22 protein-coding genes and 1 riboswitch are annotated in these 20,028 nt (G+C 33.6%); of the genes, 16 read left to right on the plus strand and 6 right to left on the minus strand.

The window, feature by feature from the left end:
- Window positions 1-100: 100 nt before the first annotated feature.
- Both ACMZ42_RS04275 and ACMZ42_RS04280 read right to left on the minus strand, forming a co-directional pair.
- Window positions 101-454 (minus strand): hypothetical protein, encoded by a 354-nt coding sequence (locus ACMZ42_RS04275; RefSeq protein WP_415730706.1) that lies wholly within the window; start codon window positions 452-454, stop codon window positions 101-103.
- A 24-nt stretch (window positions 455-478) separates the two neighbouring features.
- Window positions 479-1,174, minus strand: a complete 696-nt coding sequence (locus ACMZ42_RS04280; protein WP_415730707.1) for a DUF2225 domain-containing protein — start codon at window positions 1,172-1,174, stop codon at window positions 479-481.
- A 591-nt stretch (window positions 1,175-1,765) separates the two neighbouring features.
- On the opposite strand from ACMZ42_RS04280, the gene ACMZ42_RS04285 reads away from it, so the two are divergent.
- Window positions 1,766-2,539 carry a Cof-type HAD-IIB family hydrolase gene (locus ACMZ42_RS04285; RefSeq protein WP_415730708.1) on the plus strand — a complete coding sequence of 258 codons (774 nt, stop codon included), beginning with the start codon at window positions 1,766-1,768 and terminating at the stop codon, window positions 2,537-2,539.
- A gap of 201 nt (window positions 2,540-2,740) precedes the next feature.
- On the plus strand, window positions 2,741-3,337 hold the full coding sequence (locus ACMZ42_RS04290; protein ID WP_415730709.1) for a DedA family protein: 597 nt from the start codon (window positions 2,741-2,743) through the stop codon (window positions 3,335-3,337).
- 52 nt (window positions 3,338-3,389) lie between these two features.
- On the opposite strand, the gene ACMZ42_RS04295 is transcribed toward ACMZ42_RS04290, so the two are convergent.
- On the minus strand, window positions 3,390-4,127 hold the full coding sequence (locus ACMZ42_RS04295) for a cyclase family protein (protein ID WP_370077355.1): 738 nt from the start codon (window positions 4,125-4,127) through the stop codon (window positions 3,390-3,392).
- A 100-nt stretch (window positions 4,128-4,227) separates the two neighbouring features.
- A riboswitch (SAM riboswitch) is annotated at window positions 4,228-4,332 on the minus strand.
- 146 nt (window positions 4,333-4,478) lie between these two features.
- On the minus strand, window positions 4,479-4,889 hold the full coding sequence (locus ACMZ42_RS04300) for a hypothetical protein (protein WP_415730710.1): 411 nt from the start codon (window positions 4,887-4,889) through the stop codon (window positions 4,479-4,481).
- A 157-nt stretch (window positions 4,890-5,046) separates the two neighbouring features.
- Here ACMZ42_RS04300 and ACMZ42_RS04305 point away from each other — a divergent pair, with 157 nt between their 5' ends.
- Window positions 5,047-5,598 carry an SMI1/KNR4 family protein gene (locus tag ACMZ42_RS04305; protein ID WP_386844649.1) on the plus strand — a complete coding sequence of 184 codons (552 nt, stop codon included), beginning with the start codon at window positions 5,047-5,049 and terminating at the stop codon, window positions 5,596-5,598.
- A gap of 60 nt (window positions 5,599-5,658) precedes the next feature.
- On the opposite strand, the gene ACMZ42_RS04310 is transcribed toward ACMZ42_RS04305, so the two are convergent.
- Window positions 5,659-6,843 carry an MFS transporter gene (locus ACMZ42_RS04310; protein ID WP_415730711.1) on the minus strand — a complete coding sequence of 395 codons (1,185 nt, stop codon included), beginning with the start codon at window positions 6,841-6,843 and terminating at the stop codon, window positions 5,659-5,661.
- A gap of 110 nt (window positions 6,844-6,953) precedes the next feature.
- Between ACMZ42_RS04310 and ACMZ42_RS04315 the strand changes: the two genes are divergently transcribed.
- Complete coding sequence (locus ACMZ42_RS04315; protein WP_415730712.1) at window positions 6,954-7,337, plus strand: winged helix-turn-helix transcriptional regulator; 384 nt, start codon at window positions 6,954-6,956, stop codon at window positions 7,335-7,337.
- 81 nt (window positions 7,338-7,418) lie between these two features.
- Here the strand turns inward: ACMZ42_RS04315 and ACMZ42_RS04320 are convergent, their stop codons facing one another.
- Window positions 7,419-8,264 (minus strand): aldo/keto reductase, encoded by an 846-nt coding sequence (locus ACMZ42_RS04320; protein ID WP_415730713.1) that lies wholly within the window; start codon window positions 8,262-8,264, stop codon window positions 7,419-7,421.
- A gap of 227 nt (window positions 8,265-8,491) precedes the next feature.
- On the opposite strand from ACMZ42_RS04320, the gene ACMZ42_RS04325 reads away from it, so the two are divergent.
- The 12 genes from ACMZ42_RS04325 (at window position 8,492) to ACMZ42_RS04380 (ending at window position 19,991) form a co-directional block, all read left to right on the plus strand.
- Window positions 8,492-9,301: a GNAT family N-acetyltransferase gene (locus ACMZ42_RS04325; protein WP_415730714.1), complete on the plus strand. Its 810-nt coding sequence runs from the start codon at window positions 8,492-8,494 to the stop codon at window positions 9,299-9,301.
- 561 nt (window positions 9,302-9,862) lie between these two features.
- The gene (locus tag ACMZ42_RS04330; RefSeq protein ID WP_415730715.1) at window positions 9,863-10,039 is read left to right on the plus strand and encodes a hypothetical protein; all 177 of its coding nucleotides are present in this window, start codon (window positions 9,863-9,865) and stop codon (window positions 10,037-10,039) included.
- A 200-nt stretch (window positions 10,040-10,239) separates the two neighbouring features.
- Entirely contained in the window at window positions 10,240-10,851 is a 612-nt protein-coding gene (locus ACMZ42_RS04335) for an ABC transporter ATP-binding protein (protein ID WP_415730716.1), read from the plus strand.
- 236 nt (window positions 10,852-11,087) lie between these two features.
- Entirely contained in the window at window positions 11,088-11,837 is a 750-nt protein-coding gene (locus tag ACMZ42_RS04340; protein WP_415730717.1) for an ABC transporter permease, read from the plus strand.
- Window positions 11,827-13,005 (plus strand): response regulator, encoded by a 1,179-nt coding sequence (locus tag ACMZ42_RS04345; protein WP_415730718.1) that lies wholly within the window; start codon window positions 11,827-11,829, stop codon window positions 13,003-13,005. The genes ACMZ42_RS04340 and ACMZ42_RS04345 overlap by 11 nt, the downstream gene beginning before the upstream one ends.
- A 21-nt stretch (window positions 13,006-13,026) precedes the next feature.
- Window positions 13,027-14,046 carry an ATP-binding protein gene (locus ACMZ42_RS04350; protein ID WP_415730719.1) on the plus strand — a complete coding sequence of 340 codons (1,020 nt, stop codon included), beginning with the start codon at window positions 13,027-13,029 and terminating at the stop codon, window positions 14,044-14,046.
- Window positions 14,047-14,321: 275 nt separating this feature from the next.
- Window positions 14,322-14,768 (plus strand): VOC family protein, encoded by a 447-nt coding sequence (locus ACMZ42_RS04355; protein WP_415730720.1) that lies wholly within the window; start codon window positions 14,322-14,324, stop codon window positions 14,766-14,768.
- A 279-nt stretch (window positions 14,769-15,047) separates the two neighbouring features.
- Window positions 15,048-15,716 carry a response regulator transcription factor gene (locus tag ACMZ42_RS04360; RefSeq protein ID WP_370077200.1) on the plus strand — a complete coding sequence of 223 codons (669 nt, stop codon included), beginning with the start codon at window positions 15,048-15,050 and terminating at the stop codon, window positions 15,714-15,716.
- On the plus strand, window positions 15,713-17,065 hold the full coding sequence (locus tag ACMZ42_RS04365) for a histidine kinase dimerization/phospho-acceptor domain-containing protein (protein ID WP_415730721.1): 1,353 nt from the start codon (window positions 15,713-15,715) through the stop codon (window positions 17,063-17,065). Before ACMZ42_RS04360 ends, ACMZ42_RS04365 begins: the two co-directional genes overlap by 4 nt.
- Window positions 17,066-17,634: 569 nt before the next feature.
- Window positions 17,635-18,546, plus strand: a complete 912-nt coding sequence (locus ACMZ42_RS04370; protein WP_370077196.1) for an ABC transporter ATP-binding protein — start codon at window positions 17,635-17,637, stop codon at window positions 18,544-18,546.
- Window positions 18,543-19,253 carry an ABC transporter permease gene (locus ACMZ42_RS04375; protein WP_415730722.1) on the plus strand — a complete coding sequence of 237 codons (711 nt, stop codon included), beginning with the start codon at window positions 18,543-18,545 and terminating at the stop codon, window positions 19,251-19,253. Before ACMZ42_RS04370 ends, ACMZ42_RS04375 begins: the two co-directional genes overlap by 4 nt.
- The gene (locus tag ACMZ42_RS04380) at window positions 19,254-19,991 is read left to right on the plus strand and encodes an ABC transporter permease (RefSeq protein WP_415730723.1); all 738 of its coding nucleotides are present in this window, start codon (window positions 19,254-19,256) and stop codon (window positions 19,989-19,991) included.
- Window positions 19,992-20,028: the final 37 nt, after the last annotated feature.

The following is a 20,028-nucleotide window of genomic DNA, read 5'->3' on the forward strand; positions in this document are numbered from 1 at the left end:
GTTTAAATTTGGTTGGATGTCATTATTTTGGATTATTTGAGCGGAGGCAGATAAAAAAACATCTCCATAGCGTATGTACGCTGTAGAGATGTTAACTATTTTATTTATAGTGATACGTGCTAGCTCTCGGATTATTCCGCTGTATTTGATTGAACCATGCACGATCCTTTTCCTCTTGTTTTAAAGTGTTAACGATGGTTGATGAGCAACTAACACAGATTTTTGCCTGAGTAACTTGTCCGCAGCGCTCACAGGGTGCGCCTAAATTAGGGAAAATCGATTTTTTTAATTTTCCTGTTTTTACCCATTTATAGAGTAGCTCAGATGAAACCCCAGTTAATGTAACTACCTCATCGTTCGTTAAATAGCGATTATTTTTTCTCAATAAAAAATGATGTAGTTCTGAAAAAATATCTTCTTCTCTCACATCAATCCTTTTGGTAAATAGTTGCATGATTATTACTCTCCTCGTTTTACTTCAATTAATGACTTCTTCTATAGTTTTATTTGCGTTGTTCGGTTGCTCATCATATTTATAGTTTTCCCATCGATTTCGTGCCAGTTTTCTATATTTATTGGAAACATTTCGATCTGCTATTAATCGAGAGAATCCTTTTTTCGCCTCAGCAATATCTCCAAGTCGGAGGCTTAATTCTGCATGTAAATATTGAATTCTCTCTCCGCCCTCTTGATTGGATGCAAAAGATTTACTGTAAAAATCTCTAGCTGCAAAAAGGTAGCGCATTTCCGATTCCTCATCATTTTTTAAGCGATATAGCCAGGCTATTTTTAAAGCGAAATTGGCCATAAGAAGTGACTCTTCCATTGATGCTCTTGATACAAGATAAGCTAATTTAATGCTTATAATGGCATCGTCGATCGTACGTTCCTTGCAAATATCCATAGGTTTTTGTAGCTCTTTTATGTAAAGCTCATCAATAAGAAGCATGAAAGGCCCATATGTTCTTGTCATAGATTTGTGGTAAGCATAGCCACAATGTGGACAAACGGCAACTTCATACAACAACGGGTTTAAACCTTCGTAAACTGGCATGAAGTCTGTTTGTTCTTCGATAATTTTATATCGATTAGGGCGTACTTTATATGTGGTAAAATGCTTCTTGCAAAACTTGCAATCCACACTACTTTCATAGTAGTAAATGTTAAATGCCATAAGAATCAACTCCTTTACATAAAAAACGATTATTATTTCTTTTGTTCTATTTATATGATGGACAGTATCGTTCAATGTGTTTAATTTAGTTACCTTTATATTAACAATTCTATGTTCTTTGGTATACTCCTTTAGAATTATTAAAATAAAAATGTTCATTATTTTCTTAGTTATTTGGAATTTCGATATGTACCCGTAATAGTATTTATCGGTGTAGTTAAAGCAAGTTATACACTCGATTTAGTTTGTCAAATAACGTACAAATTTAAATAATTATTGATGTTTTTATTATAAAGTTGAATGTGTAGGCGATAATGCCTATTTCGTGATTTTGGTATAAAGATGTTTCTTAATGTAAAATTACAAGTATATTGATTAGGGAAATATAGGATTATTATTAAGCAACAAAGGGGAGTCACTCAACACTCGCCTGTAGTGGAAAGTGACATTTATATCAGGGTGATCGGAGTAGGGCTGAGCGACTTCTTGGAGATCATCGTCATAAGTGTTACCCGAAGTGGGCCATGTTATGGTGAGGTTCCTCTAATCGATATACCTAATAAAATTGTGTAAAACGATAAGGAGCGAACGATGGATTATAAAATTGTATTTTTTGACGTAGATGGAACGCTTGTTAATTATGAAGATGGTCGTATTGAAGAAAGTACAAGAACCGCTATTAAGCAATTAAAAAACAAAGGAATTCATATTGTTGCTGCTACAGGAAGACCCTTGTCAATGTGCCAAGATTTAAGAAACATAGGCATAGAAACGTTTATTACAGCTAATGGTGCCCATGTTAAGTATCAAGATCGAGTAATACATAAAATGCCTATTGCAAAGGAAATTGTCCACGCAGTTAAGGCTTTTGCTGAAGACAATAAACAAAGTCTATCATTTTTTACAGAACAATTATCGATGAATAACGTCCAAGAAGAAAAGACATTAAAAGCTATGCAAGAAACATTATCTTTGCTAGAGTTTCCTGATATTAATGAAGATATTTTAACGCAAGAGGTTTACTTAATGTGTTTATATGGCGATGAGGATATTGAGAAAAAGTATACTTCAAAATTCCCTCATTTATTATTTAAAAGGTGGCACCCGTATATTACAAATGTTTTGCAACATGATGTTTCTAAATCTATTGCTGTCCATGCTGTACTAGATTATTTCGACTTGAGTCCTGAAGAAGCACTTGCTTTTGGCGATGGAGATAATGATATCGATATGCTGGAGCAGGTCGGCTTTGGTATTGCAATGGGCAATGGTAGTGAAGCATTAAAAAATGTCGCTAATTATGTAACGAAGAAATCAACTGAGGACGGGATTGATTATGCTCTACGTGAGCTGCAAATAATTTAATTATTTGAAAGTGAATAATATTTTAGGTAAATTATGAATCTACCAGTCACTAAGAAAAAACTATAGATATGTTACGATACAACATTGATCCATGTTTCATGGAGAAAATTGTATATAATCCATAATACTCATAATGTTGTCTCATTTGAGTTATTATAAAGCTAACTATTAAAAATTATTACGCTTTAGGTGGGATGATTTATGGCGCATCACGTGCAATCTCTTATTGAACATTATGGATATTTTGGCATCATTCTCATCCTAGTTGGGGGAATTGTCGGTCTGCCACTTCCTGACGAGATATTTTTAACGTATGTAGGATATAGCGTATATCAAGAAACGCTGGCACATATTCCAGCTTTAATCAGCGCTATGATAGGTGCAGCGGGGGGAATTACCCTGAGCTATTATATAGGTTATAAATTCGGACTACCTTTATTACGAAAATACGGTTCGAAAGTCCATATTACTGAACAGAAAATTGACTTTACTAGAAAATTATTTGCAAAAATAGGGCCGGGGTTATTATTAATAGGATATTTTATTCCTGGTGTGCGTCATCTTACAGCATATATTGCGGCTATCAATAATTATCCTTATAAAAAATTTGCTTTCTTTGCCTATACGGGAGCAGTTATTTGGACATTTACTTTTATTACCTTAGGAAAGGTACTTGGGGAGAACTGGCGTTATGTTGGGGTATATTTATCCCGCTACAGTATTTATCTTATAGTATTGTTCCTAATACTAATGTTAATCGTTTATTTTATTTTCAAAAAAAGGAATTCGCCAAAGTAAAAAAGGTCTGATTCAATACCTACTCAGGTTGTGAATCAGACCTTTTTATCTTTTAAGGCAATATTGCAAATGAACGCACAGGGAATCCAGAGGCTTTCTCAGGCTTCGGTACAATATTGAAAATAGCAGCACCTTTTGGAGGGAGCTTATCCAAATTTGTCATGAGCTCAATTTGGTAAGTATCTTGCTCAAGCACAAAATATTCGCCATCTAGCTTACCATTTTTACGAAAATCTGTTGCTGAATCCGTATCAAAGGTTTCGTGGCCAATAGCACTTACTTTTCGTTCGCCGAATAAAAATTGTAACGCTTCTAATCCCCAGCCAGGAATATGATTATTGCCATCAGCGTCTTTGTTGCTGAAAGATTCTTTATCTGGCCAACGTTTACTCCAATCGGTACGCAACGCAACAAAGGTACCTGTTTCAATTTCCCCATTTTCAGCTTCAAAGTCAAGAATATCTTGAACACTTAACGTGAAGTCGTTATTTACTTCGGCTTCTTTTGATTTATCAATAACGATTAGTGGTAGCACTAGTTCTTTTAGCTCCAATTCCTCTAAATAGCGTGTATCTCGCACAAAATGGATAGGTGGATCGATATGTGTTCCATATTGCCCAGGGAAAGTGAATTGCTGCGCAAAGAAGCCATCATCATGGGAAAATAATGTTTCAAATTTTGCATCATCAAACATAAAGAAGTGGGGCGAATTAGGACCAAATGTATGTGTTAAATCCACCCATTCTTTCGATTTCAATAGTTGAATTGCTTGTAAAAGTTCGTTTGCCATAATATCTTCCTGCTTTCTTTTAATTATTTTTGGATGTAACAATAAAAAAGAGCCCTCCTTGTAGAAAGAGGACTCTTGTGCAAAGCAACTAAAGTAAGTCTTCTCATCTTCAAGGCTAAATTTCGCCAATTGGAATTAGCACCATACCTATAGGCTGGTTGCTGAGACTTCATAGGGCCAATCCCTCCGTCTCTCTTGATAAGAAAATGCGATATAAGAATTTTCAGAAATAATGATTACAAGTACTTTAGCATATTTATTTATAGTTTACAAGTTCAATAGGGATACATGGTTAAAATTCATAAAGATGCTAAAGGCAAAAAAAGAGGCCCTCTTTAAAGGACCAACTCGTCACCAACCCAAAATTAGTGTTAGCTTACAACAGCTACTTTCAGTAAATGTTATACGAAATCCATCTGGTGTATAGGTAGTTTCGAATTTTATAGTAATGCCTGTTGACGTAATTAACTTTTCAACTTCTGTTTTATTTGATTGTTGTGCTGCGTTCATAAGATCATGCGCAAATTGCTCTGATTCATCAATTTTATCCGTAAGTAATTGTGCTTGCTGCATAATAACCTTGATCCGATTCGCAGAAGTCTTCAATTTCTTTGTATTGACAATTGGAAATGGACTTCTATTCGTTGGGTTTGTCGGCATTGCTAGATGGCTAGAAGGGTGTTGAATTGTTGGTTGATTTGCCATTACCCATGCCGGATAATAATTAGGATAGACAAAATACGAATAAGGATTGTAATACAACTAAATTCCTCCTATCCTATAGCTGATACATTATCTTATGTACAACAAAGACTTTCGGTGTTAATGGCTAATGCTTTGAAAAGCCTGAGCGAAAAGGGGCTCAGTTCAATGGCTTAAATCTTGACCAATTTATTCTTCCTCAAAAGGAGTTATTAAGATGGATATTCGTGCATACATAAAAAATGGTTTTGAAGTTTACTATGAACGTTATAATCAGGTGTCTGAAGCAGGATTTTGTAGGTGGATGTGCCCTGACGTACCTGAAGAAATGAAAGTAGTTGATATCGATGCAGAGTGGTCTATGTGGAGAATGATTCCTTCCACTGTAACAGAGGAAGATATTCAAACGTTAGAAAAAGAGTTCGGACTTAATTTTCCCGAATGGTATAAAGCTTTTATTTCAACGTATCATCATTATTTTGGTGTAATACCTGACCAAAGTATTGAAGAACCTTTAAATAACGTAAGGGATATGTTTAATCCATCATTATGCACTTTAGGATATCTTCCATTTACATGGGATACAGAGTATGGAAAAATAATTTGTATTGATTTAAATAATAATGCTGATGAAGAAAATTGTGCAATATATGAAATTGAACATGAAATTTTATTTGATGATGATGCCGATATTCAATCGTCATTAGACTATCTGTATCCAAATTTCAAGGCATATTTTGATGATACTTTCCTTGAATCTAATAAATAGCAAAAAGGAAGGGGCTTTTTAGAAAGCACCTTCCTCACATTTTTACCTATAGCAACATACCTATTGTTTGTTTCTATCAAAGAGTAACCATAGAAATGTAGTAGCTGCGGCAAGCATCACCATGCCGAATCCGTATATAGGTGTATGAGCTAATGATTGGTGGCGAACGATGATTCCTCCAATGTATGATCCTAGAAAAATACCAATGTTAAAGGCTGAAATATTTAATGCTGAAGCCATTGAAATAGCTGATGGTATATATTTTTCTGAAAGCTGAACGGCATAAAGCTGTAATCCCGGTACATTCATAAACATAAATAGCCCCATCATAAAGACCATTATTAATCCAACGATGGATGATTCTAAAAAGAAGTTGATGCCGAGTAGTGCTAATGCTAAGCCTAGAAAAATAATAAAGATTGAACGCAAAGGGTTATTATTAGCAAAATGACCACCTAATGTATTACCGATTGCTACACAAATACCGTATACAACTAAGATTATGACAATTGCTTGAGGTGAATAGCCCATATATTGCTCTAGAATAGGGGAAACGTAGGTATATACTACGAATGCGCCACCATATCCAATTGCTGTAATAAAGAGAATTAATAACATTCGTATATTCCCTAATACTTTCCCGATATCGCGAATAGATATTGGATTACCTTTAGATAATTGACTAGGCACAAGCAGAGCATTACTAATTAATCCGATAATGCCAATAACGACAATGAAAATAAACGACATTCGCCAATCGGTTACTTGTCCAATAAAAGTTCCTAGCGGGACACCAGTGACAGTTGCTAATGTTAGCCCAGTGAACATAAAAGCTATTGCACTTGCTCGTTTATTAGGTGCTACAACTTCTGCAGCGATAACAGAGGCAATGGACATAAACACGCCATGTGCTAATGCTGAAATAACACGACCGGTTAGTAGTAATGAGAATGATGGTGCTAGGGCTGCAAGTAAATTACCGATAATAAAAAGGACCATAACGAGCAATAATACCTTTTTGCGACTAAGACGCGATGTTAAGGCTGTTAAAAGCGGTGCACCAATAGTTACACCTAGTGCATATATGGATACGGTTAAACCCGCAGTACTTAACGTTATACCGAAATCTTCTGTAATTAATGGTAGAAGTCCGACGCTTATAAATTCTGTAGAGCCAATACCAAAAGCACTGATCGCAAGTGCGAGTAATGTTAGTTTAGCATTCGGCACTTTTGTATTTTTCATTCTATTAATATCTCCTTTGATTTTTTGTATAGTATATAGTAATATTCATACATGCCTAAAAGTTATATAGGGTACTTTTAGTTACTTTTGAATATTACAGGGGGTTTACAATGAAAAAAGTTTATAATATCGGTGTTGAAGCCACTCTTGAAGTCATTGGAGGCAAATGGAAACCTATTATTCTTTGTCATCTTAACCACCATGGTCAGATTCGTACGAATGAATTTCGCCGATTGATTCCAGGCATTTCGCAAAAAATGCTAACAAGCCAGTTGCGTGAATTGGAGCAGTCTGGATTAATTAATCGTAGGGTTTTCAATCAAGTACCGCCAAAAGTTGAATATTCATTAACACCTTATGGTCAAGAGATGGACCCTGTGCTGAACATCCTTTGCACTTGGGGTGAAAAACATATCGAAGTGCTACAAGAAAAAGGTGAAGATGTTCTGTTAATGCAACGGGATGAAGATATCGCAATAAAGCATACATCTTAAATAGATTGGAAAGAGACTGTCTAAAAAGTTTTCTATACTAAGAAAATAAGACAGTCTCTTTCACGTTTACATAGCTATCGTTTACATGACAAAATCAAACTCATCTGGGTTTGGTCCAACACGTTGATCTAGATTCATGGCGTTAATGATAGTCATCTCTTCATCAGTTAGTGAGAAATCAAAAATATCAGCGTTTTGAATCATACGTTCTTTGCGCACAGATTTTGGAATTGTGACGATACCATTTTGAATATCCCAGCGCAAGATAACTTGAGGGTTTGATTTCCCGTATTTTTCAGCTATTTTTGAAATAGTTTCATTTTCAAGAAGTCCACCTTGCATTAATGGTGCCCAAGCTTCCAGTTGTATATTGTGCTCTTCGCAGAATGAACGTAGCTCAGTTTGTTGTAATCGTGGATGAAGTTCCACTTGGTTAATAACTGGTTTGATACGAGCTATTTTAAGAAGATCTTGTAAGTGTGATACATGGAAATTACATACCCCAATAGCTTTTATTTTCCCTTGCTCGTATAAATCTTCGAGTGCTCTCCAAGCCTCAGCAAATTTATTTTTACCTGGCCAATGAATGAGATATAGGTCTAAATAATCTAGCCCTAATTTTTCTAAGCTGTCTTCGTATGCTGCAATTGTCTCTTCGTAGCTCAAGCCATCGTTCCATACTTTTGATGTAATAAATAAATCCTCACGTTTTAAACCAGTAGTTGCTAGTGCCTGACGAATACCTTCACCAACACCAGCTTCATTACCATAGATAGCAGCAGTATCAATACTACGGTAACCAACCTCAATCGCATTTTTCACCATTTCTGCTGTAACATCATTCGGTACTTGGAATACACCTAGACCCATACCAGGCATTTGTAAGCCGTTATTTAATGTAATTTTATCTTGTAAATGATTAATCATTTTTCTGTCCTCCAATTTCATTTGTGCTTTGTTGCTTTCTTATTATGCTTCCATGCCATTGCAAAAAAAAGTACGCACTTTTTGGTTTCATAGAAACGTGGAGGTAACTTTTGTGGAATATCAATGGTTCGTTGTAAGAAATTTTTATTAGTTTACGTGGTTCGGTCTTCTATATGCGTTACAATTAATGGTAGAAAATTGAATCTTTGAAAAGGGTTGGTGAACGTATGGTAATAACAAAAAACTTGGCAAATCACTTAGAAGAGACCGAAATAAAGATGTTCGAATCAAGGCTGAATGCAATTAAGGAAATTCAGAACAACGCAATGGGAGTGGAGGTTCGTCAATTTGATAGTGCCTATGCTTTCTCCATAAAAAATATCCCCGGTCCCTCTTACAATGTGGTAAAGGGTGATAGCTTTAGTTCAGAGGAAAACATAGAAAAAATACTAAACTTTTATAAAACAAGAGAAATACCAGCTCGTTTTGATTTAGCTCCACAATACGTAGATGCTACTTCACTACAAAAATTACATAACGCCGGTCTTTATCAGAGTGATTTTCATGCAACATTATATTGTGAGCTAAATGGAGAGATGGTAGGGAAAACAAAGAATTCCTTTATTAAAATAAGACAAATCGATGAAGCTGAATTTGATCGTTACGGAAATATCTATGTTGAGGGTTTTGGTATGCCAGCATTTTTAGCGGAAAGTGTCACAGCGAACAATAAAGTTTTGTATGACAAGCCAGGTTGGTCGTTTTATATCGCTTCTCTTCAAGGTGAGGACGTTGGTATCGGCTCTTTATATATAAATGATGAAACTGCTATTTTAGCCGCATCTGCCGTGAAACCAATTGCCCGTAATCAAGGGATTCACCAAGCATTAATTCAGTTTCGTATCAACGAAGCTCTTCAACAAAATTGTAGTTTAATGTTAGGTCACGCGAAATTTGCATCCATTAGCCAAAATAATATGGAACGCTGTGGGTTGGAAATGGCTTATACAAAGAGTATATGGACAGAGGCAACATGAGTGGATTGCGGAAGTTAGAAGGGGATTTAACCCTTAGGAATATTACATTTTTTCGGATTCAGATAGGTCGCTGCCACCAACCTGGTATAAAAGGTTTTTATGCGAAATCAGTGATTGGTGATATGAAAATACCCGGCAATTATTATTACATATACATATTTGTTGTAAAAAGAGGTTTTAAAAAGACTACATACTTAGATTTAATTGAAGTTCTCCTAAATTTAGAGGATACAAATTAATACATTTGATGATAATTAATAACTTTTTAATAATTATTTTTTATTCTGTAAATAAGAGTATTTTAAAACGAAAATTTTGAAAAATTCCAATGTATGTATTTTAGGTAATTTGAAGATCATTTCAATTTGTTAATAAACGAATTGAGTAAGTATCCAAATCTGTATAAGAACATGATATTAATATGCTTTAGTTAAACATTTTGATGAGAGATTTCTCATTCTATCCAAAAAACATTGTGCTGTAATTTTATTAATAAAGGTAATTACTCATTTAAAGTTTATGGTTAAAACCAATAATGCACTATAGAGGGAGGTAGTTTTTATGGAAAAAATCGCTTTAATCATTTCTATGTGTGCCTTGTTAGGTACATTTGTTGTCTTTCTTTATGAATTTATAAAAAACGGTAAGTTGGTATTTGAGTCTAAAATAGTAAAAATTTTATTCGTCGTTTATGTTGTTTTCTTTTTTGTTTTTGTGATTGGCTATAACTCTAAATAAGCATTTCTAAATTAGGAATTTCATTGCGTAAGCCGATGATGAGTATTTGAGACACTACAAGTTCTTTTTGAATTGTTCAAGTGGCATACTGTTTGCTGTTGCTACGTGTAGAAAAAATCTATAATACGCTAATTTTTCGTAGGGTATTTATGGCACATTATGAGTTATTTAAAAATATTATTTAGAGGAGACATGTTTAAATGATTTCAATTATTGATTTAAATTTACAAACAAAAAAACAAATAATATTAGAAGATATTAATCTTAACTTCAAAGATGGGAAAATATACGGTTTGTTAGGTCCTAATGGCTCAGGGAAAACAACTTTATTTAAATCTATATTAGGTTTAACTAATTATGATGGGGAAATATTACACAACAATAGACCTATAAAAGATGCGCATATTGGTAAATTAATTGAATATCCCATGTTTTATAATAATTTAACCGTGTTAGAGAATTTGAAGCTTCATGGAGCATACACAAACCTTGAAAATATAGATTATAAGGAAATCCTTAGTGGTTTTGACATTTATGAAGCTAAGGATAAAAAATATTCGGAAATATCTTTAGGGATGAAACAGCGATTAGGAATAGCTAGGGCCATTATGGGGGATCCTTCGGTTATTTTATTAGATGAACCTACAAATGGGTTAGATCCACTCGGTATTAAATCTGTTAGAAATTTGATTAAAAACTCTTTAAGAAAACCTACTAACTGTATATTAATTTCTAGTCATAATCTTACAGAAATCGAGTCAATTTCAGATGAATTAATATTTATAAAAAAGGAAAATTATTACAAAAATTAAGAACAATAATAATAAGCTATTCTATGTTGTTACTTTAAAAAATAAAGAGAGTCTTGCCAGCGATTTTTCGGAAAACCCATATGTTTCTAAATTGCATTTAGAATCAAACTTTAATAAATATATTTATAGTGGGGATGATGAAAAGTTGATTAAAGAAGGTAATTATACTTTTGAAAAATACACATTAGAGGATTTATATGAGGAAATAATGTGTTCTTAAGAAGGAGCTTATTAAAATGAAAATATTATTTAAAAATGAGTTGTTAAAATTAAAAAGAGAAAAGTTTATTTGGTTTCTACTGGCATTAAATCTATTACCTATAGCGATGAATATAATTAATTATATTGTTAACAGTAAAGATTCGAATATTAAAGATGTTTATTTTATTTTCTATAATCAATATTTTATGTTCTTCCCTATTATTGTTGGTATTTTAGTAAGTTCGGTATTTTATATAGAGTACAAAAATGGTACCTATCTAAACTGGATAACATATAACTTTTCGAAAAATAAACTTTTCTGGGCAAAAATTATTACGGCTTCGTTCTGTTTGTTTTTATTAGCAGCTTTAAATTATATATTATTATTGATCTATGGGATAGTTATTGATTGGGGGAAAGAAAGTTTAATTAAGAATATTGTTGATATCACAATTTCATATTTGATTATGACTTTTTCTTTAAGTGTGCCCATTTTACTTTTAAGCACAATTGTAGTGGTCTGGTCTAGAAATATTGTTATAAGTAGCATTATTTCTATCGTATTTTCACTATTCTCAATGATTCTAATTGCTGCACCCTTTGCTTATACTATTTTTTCAACATTCTCGTATAGGCTAGGTCTGTATAGAATAGATAAAGATTACTATTTTGATAATACTATGTCTGCCACAATAGTGGGAAGTATAGCTTGGTGTAGTACCATTTTAATTTTATATTGTTTATATGTATTTTTCACTTCAAGAAAATTAATTATTGAAAAATAGAAAAAAGAGTAACATTCAAAAGATCAGAAAAGGATCTTTTGAATATGGGACTATAGAAGATAATATTCGCTTCTATAATAATAATGTTTCATCTTCGGATATTGTACATGCTGCAAAAATGGCATGCATCCATGAAGAAATCATTAAATTTCCAATGGGGTATAATACAGTGTTAGGAGACAATGGAGCAACAATATCGGGTGGACAAAGACAGAGATTATCAATTGCAAGAACCCTTGCCGCTAATCCTGAAATGTTATTAATAGATGAAGGCACAAGTAACCTAGATATTGATACTGAGGAAGCAGTAATTAAAAATTTATTTGCTACTAACAAAACAATACTATTTATTTCACATAGACATAAAAATATCGATGGTGTAAATCATATTTATAAACTTGATAATAGATTGTTGCAAAAAGAAAAAGAATTAAATATAGTCCTCGTAATATTATTTACTTGGACTATATTTTGGAGAGGGGAGATAAAAATGGATTGCGGAATGCTAAAACATCTAAACTTAGTAATTATTGAAGATAATGAAGATATTTGCGAATTTTTACAAGACTTCTTCTCTAATTACTTCAAAAGTGTCATTTGTTTTAAAGATGGAACATGTAACTTATCAATATTTAATGGTGTACATATTGTAATACTGGACATTATGTTACCATTCGAGGATGGATTTAGTTTATGTTCCAGGATAAAATTGCAAAATCCAGAATTGCCCATTATTTTCTTAACAGCTAAAAATAATATAGACGATAAAATAAAGGGAATAACCATGGCTGATGACTATCTGGTAAAGCCCTTTGACCCATTGGAATTACTAGCTAGAGTAAACTCTATAGCAAACAAAAAATATCATTCTATTATTGAAATTAAACATTTACTATTTAATATGCAAACCAAAAGATTACATAATAAACTTAATAATGAAGAGATATCATTAACTGATAAACAACTAAATCTATTTTTATATTTCATTCATAATAAAAATATTAACCTTTCAAAAGAACAAATTATGTCTTATTTGTGGGAAAATTATAGTACTTATGGAAATTTATCGGTGCATATAAAGCATTTAAGAGATAAAATTGAAATTGACCCTCAAAACCCAACTATTATAGAAACAATATATGGTTATGGTTATCGTTTAAATTATTAACCTTGATTGGAATGAGAAAAGGTGAGTTTTAGAAGAAAATATAAATTATTCTTATATGTATCCTTAATAAGTATGCCATTTTTGTTTTTAATATCAAATTACCTTTTTTACTTATTTTTCTTAATTAGTAATTTTTTCTCGAAGGGATATTCTATATTTAACTCTGGAGATGCATATCCATATATTATAATACTCTTTTTATGTATAGTTTTTTTATACGGTTATTTATCATCAAAAATAATTGATAAGCTAACAGATGATATTAATAATATTAGAGATGTGATTGATAACATTTACAGCAATTCTAAAATACCCGTTAAGCTTCCCGTTAAAGGGGAAGATGAAATATCAAAACTTAGTTTAGCAATAAATAGGCTACTAGATAGATTAATCTATAATCAATTAAAGATTGCTCAACAAGAAAAACTAAGAAAAGAATATATGAATCAATTATCTCACGATATTAGAACGCCTTTATCAGTAATAAAAACCCAACTGTATTATATTGAGAATGAAAAAAATCTTCCACAAGCCATCCAAAAAATTAATTATAATATTAACTATTTAACTAAATTAATTGATCATATGTATGATGAAACTTTTATAAAACAAGAAGATGTAGACATTCCTTTAATAGAAGAAAATATTCAAGAAATTATATTGGAATCACTAAAGAAATGGAATTATTTATTTAAGAAAGAAAACATAACAATTCATAACAATATTAAACATTTAATAGTTTGGAAAATCGATAAATTATGGTTTGAAAGAATTTTAGATAATATCTTCCAAAACATTGTAAATCATGCATCAGATAGCGATAAAATTATAATTAATTATGTACCTTCAAACGGGGAAGTACACGAATGTATATCTATTATAGATTTTGGATCAGGTTTTGATTTTGAACAGGAAATGCGTAAAAATGAGAATACAGGTCTCAAAATTATAAATAATGTTTCAGAAAAAATAGGTATTACCGTAAATTATACTTCTTCCAACAAAGGTACTCAAATACAGATGTTTAGAAAGTTAATTTAATCTATTATGAAGTTTCGCTCGCATAGGTTAACTAATGTTTATCAAGCATTAATATAGTTTCGTTTAAATGAGCCTCCAAACGAAACTGTAGTTTCATGATAGGTCACGCAAAATTTGCATCCATTAGCCAAAATAATATGGAGCGCTGTGGATTAAAGATGGCTTATACAAAGATTATATGGACAGGAGCAACATGAGAATTGCAAGAAGCTAGAAGGGGATTCAATGCTTAAGATAGAATAAGTAATTGAATCTTTTATAAAGGAGAGAGTAGGATGAATCGTTTAAATTTAATAACATTGGGTGTAAAAGATATGGTCGAGTCTCTTAAATTTTATCGAGAGGGTCTAGGGTTTGAAGTAATTGTTTATGGTGAAGAAACAAATCCGGATGTTATTTTCTTTAATAATGGAGGGACAAAAATCTCACTGTTTCCGATTGACCGTTTAGTAAAAGATATTAACGAAGCAAATCCACCGGCTATGGGCGATGGCTTTAACGGGATTACGCTTGCTTATAACGGAAAGTCCAAAGAAGAAGTTGATCAAGTGTTTGATTTAGCTAAAAAGGCCGGAGCGAAAATTGTGAAAGAGCCAGAGACTGTATTCTGGGGAGGCTATAGTGGCTATTTTCAAGACCCAAACGGCTACTATTGGGAAGTTGCTTATGGGGACATGTGGCAGTTTGATGAAAATGATATGTTGATTATTACTAATAATTAAAGATATAGACGTATTTGGGGGATCCAAATACGTTTTTTTATTGTTAGCTTGTTTTATCGATGGAATTAAAGCCTACGGACGTAATTATGCCGAGGCATAATTGATAGTTATCGCCCAACTTTTTAGTTTTATCGACATACCTAGCACTAGATATGATGTTCGAGCATTTATTAAATGAATCTCTCACTTTACAAACAACGATTGAGTACAAATCTATGAAATCGTATAATACAGAATAACATTATTTCTAAAATATAGCTTAGATTGGGAGGATTACTATTGTATCGCATATTGTACATAGAAGACGAAAAAGAGATTGGCCAATGGGTGACAAAGGATTTAACGGAAAGAGGATATGAGGTTACATGGCTTGAATCTGGTGAAGAAGTCGATCAGCACATAGCCTCTAAGGATATCGCTATATTGGATGTGATGCTACCAGGCTTAGATGGCTTTTCGATTGGCAAAAGAATTAAGCGGGAAAATAAAGAAATCCCGATTTTAATGCTGTCAGCACGAACTGCTGTAGAGGATAAAATAGAGGGTCTCAATTTTGCAGATGATTATTTGACAAAGCCATTTCACCCAGATGAACTTATAGCTCGGGTTGAGGTTTTACTAAGAAGATATCAAAAGAATGATGATGTGCTAGATCTTCAGCATCTAAAAATTTATACGAAAGATATGCGGATTATCAATAAGCAGACCGATGAAGAAATTCAATTAACAGGTAAGCAGTTCTATCTATTACAGTATTTTATTCGCCACTTAAATCAAATTTTAACGAAGGAACAGCTTTATGAAGGTGTTTGGGGTGAAAGTTACATAGAAGGTGATAAAACATTAATGGTGCATATTCGATACTTAAGAGAAAAAATAGAAGTAAATCCAGCCAAACCGACGATTATCGAAACCATTCGAGGCATTGGGTATAGGGTGAAGCTATGAAATTTTTCCGATCATTATTAGCAAAGTATATGTTGATTATTTTTTTAGCCATCTCTATTGTTCAATTATCATACTTTGCTAGTGCCGCTTTTATTTTTGGAATAGGAAAAACTGATTTTTCAAGTGAAGTTCTCAGAGAAAACGAAGTAGAGAAAAAATGGCATACGGAAGCTAAAAGTATAAAAAGTTTTACAGATGTAGCCGTTTCTCAACATTTTGAGGATTGGCAAAAGCAATATCCAAAATCTTCTATGTTTTGGGTAGACGAGGATGGAACTTTACTAACAAAAGTGAATGTGAAGGAACAGCTTCCATCGAAATGGACTCCAGCGTATACTACAAAATTTATTAAAGAGCGATATGGGGAAGATCCGTTTACAGTTATAGCTTTTTTAGGACAGGACGAATCAAATGGGTTTATCGTTTTTGAGATTCCAAGAGAAGTGTTTAATCCACCTCTTAAAAATGTTTATGAACAATATGGAGCATTCGTATTTTTCGGTGTTATTGCGATTATATTATTTTTCATTATAGTCTCCTTTTTATTTTTCAGAGGGATTCGAAGACGACTATTGCGTCTTCAGGAAGCGATGGAAATTCGTGATGTAGATGGCTTACCTATTGAAACGAAGGTCAAGAAGAAGGATGAAATTGGTCAGCTTGAACAAAGCTTTAATCGCATGGTGTGTGAGCTTAGGGAGAGTAAGAATCGTGAGCAGAAGGAAGAACAGTTAAGACGTGAATTGATTGCTAATTTATCACATGATTTACGAACACCATTAACGAAAATACGAGCACAATCATATTCAGTTAGTAAAGAGGTATTATCAGAGGATGGAAAACAAGCGATTAAGGCAATGGAAACGTCGATTGTTAATATTGACGCCTTAATAGAAAATTTAATGTCCTATACATTGCTGACGGCTAGTAAATATAAATTTGAGGCGAAAGAAATCAACGTTATACGTTTTGTACGTGAGCAAATGACGACATGGTATCCAGTGTTTGAAAAGGAAGGCTTTGAAATCGATATTGAGCTACATCCATTTGAGAAAAATGAATGGCAAATTGATCCGATTTGGCTTGGACGTATATTTGATAATTTGTTTCAAAATATATTACGTCATGCGAGTAGCGGGAAATATATTGGCGTCGAAACCGAATCGACGGAGCGCTATGATGCATTTATCATAAAAGATCACGGAAAAGGAATGAAAAATGAATCCAATGCGAAAGGTGCTGGTATCGGCTTATCGATTGTTGATATTATGGTGAAGGGCATGGATTTAGAGTGGGATATAGAGTCCAGCGAATCCGGCACAAAGATTAAAATTAAACACTACAAATAGAATATTTCGTGAAGCATGCTAAGGCATGCTTCATTTCAGTAATTGTTCAAACAGTATGCCAGCAAAGCTTATGGCATGCTGTTTTTTTATTCATAATGCATACAGACTCCTTGGGAAAGTAGAATGGAGTAAGGCAATCGGAATTGCTATCTTCTTTTTAATGCTCATCACAAGAGTAGGGATACCATTTGTTAAAACGTACGCCATGTAAATAAGTTGATTGGAGTGGAGGCTGGGTGACTCCTCGGGGATTAGCGATAGAGGAACGAAGGCTAAAACCATCACATCCTGTGATAACGCCTTCGTGACCAACATCGTGTTGGCCCGAGACCCTGCAGCGAAGCGAAGCGGCTCATCGGACGCCCCCAGGAAGCTTTGCTCTGTGCGAAAGCGAGGCGTCAGCAATTGTTTTATCTGTGCGTAAGCGTAGCGACAGCAACAACAAAGCACCCAGTCGGAACGGAAATCAACCCACGTTATGATAAAGTATCTTTTTTAAACAAAATTTAAACTTGAGCCTTACCTGTTTTTAACCTTCATTTCTTATGATAATTACAGAGGTGAGGACAATGGAATATATCATACAAACAGAAAATTTATCAAAGAGCTTTGGTAAAGAGCAAGCTGTATCAAATATAAATTTAAAAATACGCAAAGGTGAAATATACGGATTTTTAGGACCGAATGGAGCGGGGAAAACTACGACGATTCGTATGCTTCTTGGATTAATGAAGCCAACTTCTGGGACCATTAAAATCTTCCAAAAAGATTTAACGAAGGAACGAATTAATATTTTAGCAAAGGTTGGTTCATTAGTAGAGAATCCTTCTTATTATCCACATTTGACGGCCTATGAAAATTTAGAAGCGTTAAGAAAAATTTTAGGTGTACCGAAGTCACGCATCGATGAAGTATTAGAAATTGTTCGTTTAAAGGATGCTGCAGATAAAAAAGTAAAAGGCTTTTCACTTGGAATGAAGCAACGTTTAGGTATTGCTGCATCTTTGTTACATAATCCTGAATTACTTATCTTAGACGAGCCAACGAATGGTCTTGATCCATCTGGTATTATTGAAATTCGTAATTTGATTAAACGACTTCCAGAAGAATATGGAATGACGATTATTATTTCAAGCCATCTATTATCTGAAATAGATCAAATGGCAACGCAAGTGGGCATTGTGACAAAGGGGAAAATGATTTTCCAAGATTCAATTGAAGCAATGCGTAGATTTGCTCAGCCAAAGGTAGTAATTAAAGTGAGCGATAGTGAAAAGGGCTGGCGTTCATTAGTGGCAAATGGCATTAAGGCAGAACATAAGGATGACCTCATTTTATTTGATGAATGTTCAGATGAAAAAGTAGCACATATTGTACAAATCCTTGTACAAGAAGGTATTTCGGTATATCGAGTAGAGGAAGAGAAACGATCTTTAGAGGAGATTTTCCTTCAAATGACAACAGGAGAGCAAGCGCTATGATAGGGAAACTGTTAACTTCTGACTTTTTGAAAATTAAACGCAAAGGATTATGGTTTTTAACAGCTTTAGGACCAATTGGTGTTGTTGCCATGCAAATGGTAAATTACGGCGTAAGGAAGGACTATTTGTTAGAGCAAAGCGAGGACGATTGGGGTTTCTATTTATTAAATGTTCATTCATTTACACCACTTGCTATCGTATTAGGGATTGCTATTTTAACTTCATTTATGGCGAGCATTGAAAATGAAACGAACGCTTGGAAGCAATTAATTGCACTACCGGTGTCTAAATTAACGGTGTATTTATCAAAGTTCACGGTTCTAGCGATTTTACTGTTCTTGTCTTCCACGATTTTAATGTTAATGACACTGACTTACGGAATCTTTTTAGATTTAGGCGATAGCACACCCTATATGGAAATTGCTAAATTTGCTTACTATCCATACTTTGCAGCGTTGCCAATATTGGCACTGCAGCTTTGGATTGCGAGTGTTTGTCATAATCAGGGGATCCCAATTACAGTAGGTATTTTCGGCGTGATTTTTGCTTATTCATCATTTGTATTGCCTGATTGGATGATTTGGAAATGGCCATCTTTAATGAACCGATGGGATGAACCTGTTATAAATGTCATGCTTGGAATAGGCATTGGTATTTTACTGTATATTATCGGAATGATAGATTTTGCTAGAAGGGATGTAAAGTAAATGTGGTCTATACTGAGCGCTGAATGGTTTAAATTGAGAAAATCAAAAATGGTGCCAATCATTTTAGCAGGACCGATAATCGGACTTTTTATCGGATTAACATCAAATATGGAAGCTAATTTGCAAGGTATTGATGTGAATAATTGGTATATTCCGTTAGTTTCAATGAATTTAACGTATGCATTATTATTTCTACCTTTAATTGCAGGGGTATTTGCAAGTCTTATTTGTAGATATGAGCATCAATGTGGTGGTTGGAAACAGCTTCTAGCATTGCCGGTAACGAGAGGAAAAGTATTTGCTGCAAAATATGTGTTAATTATGATTCTTATGATGGCGATGCAATTACTATATTTATGTTCTATATTTGCTGTAGGCATGATAAAGGGCTATACAGATCCTTTCCCGATGGAGATTGTTTGGAAGAGCATTATCGGAGGATGGGTAGCGACATTGCCACTAGTGGCTTTGCAGTTGTGGATGTCTATCATGTTTAAAAGCTTTGCTGCTCCATTTGCTGTTAATGTAATTTTTACTTTACCATCTATATTAGCAATCAATTCAAAAACTATCGGACCCTACTATCCATGGGCTCAACCATTCTCAATGATGTATGTAGGCGACAATACGGATGATGTATTCTTCGTACCTTGGGATCAATTATTAACAGTTGTAGGTGGAGGATTTGTACTGTTTTTCCTTGGAGGGTATTTATATTTCCAACGAAAAGCTGTATAAAGTGAAATGGGGATTTACTCATCCCCACTTAGTCTTC

This window comes from Lysinibacillus sp. NPDC056185, assembly GCF_047737915.1.
Lineage (GTDB): Bacteria > Bacillota > Bacilli > Bacillales_A > Planococcaceae > Lysinibacillus.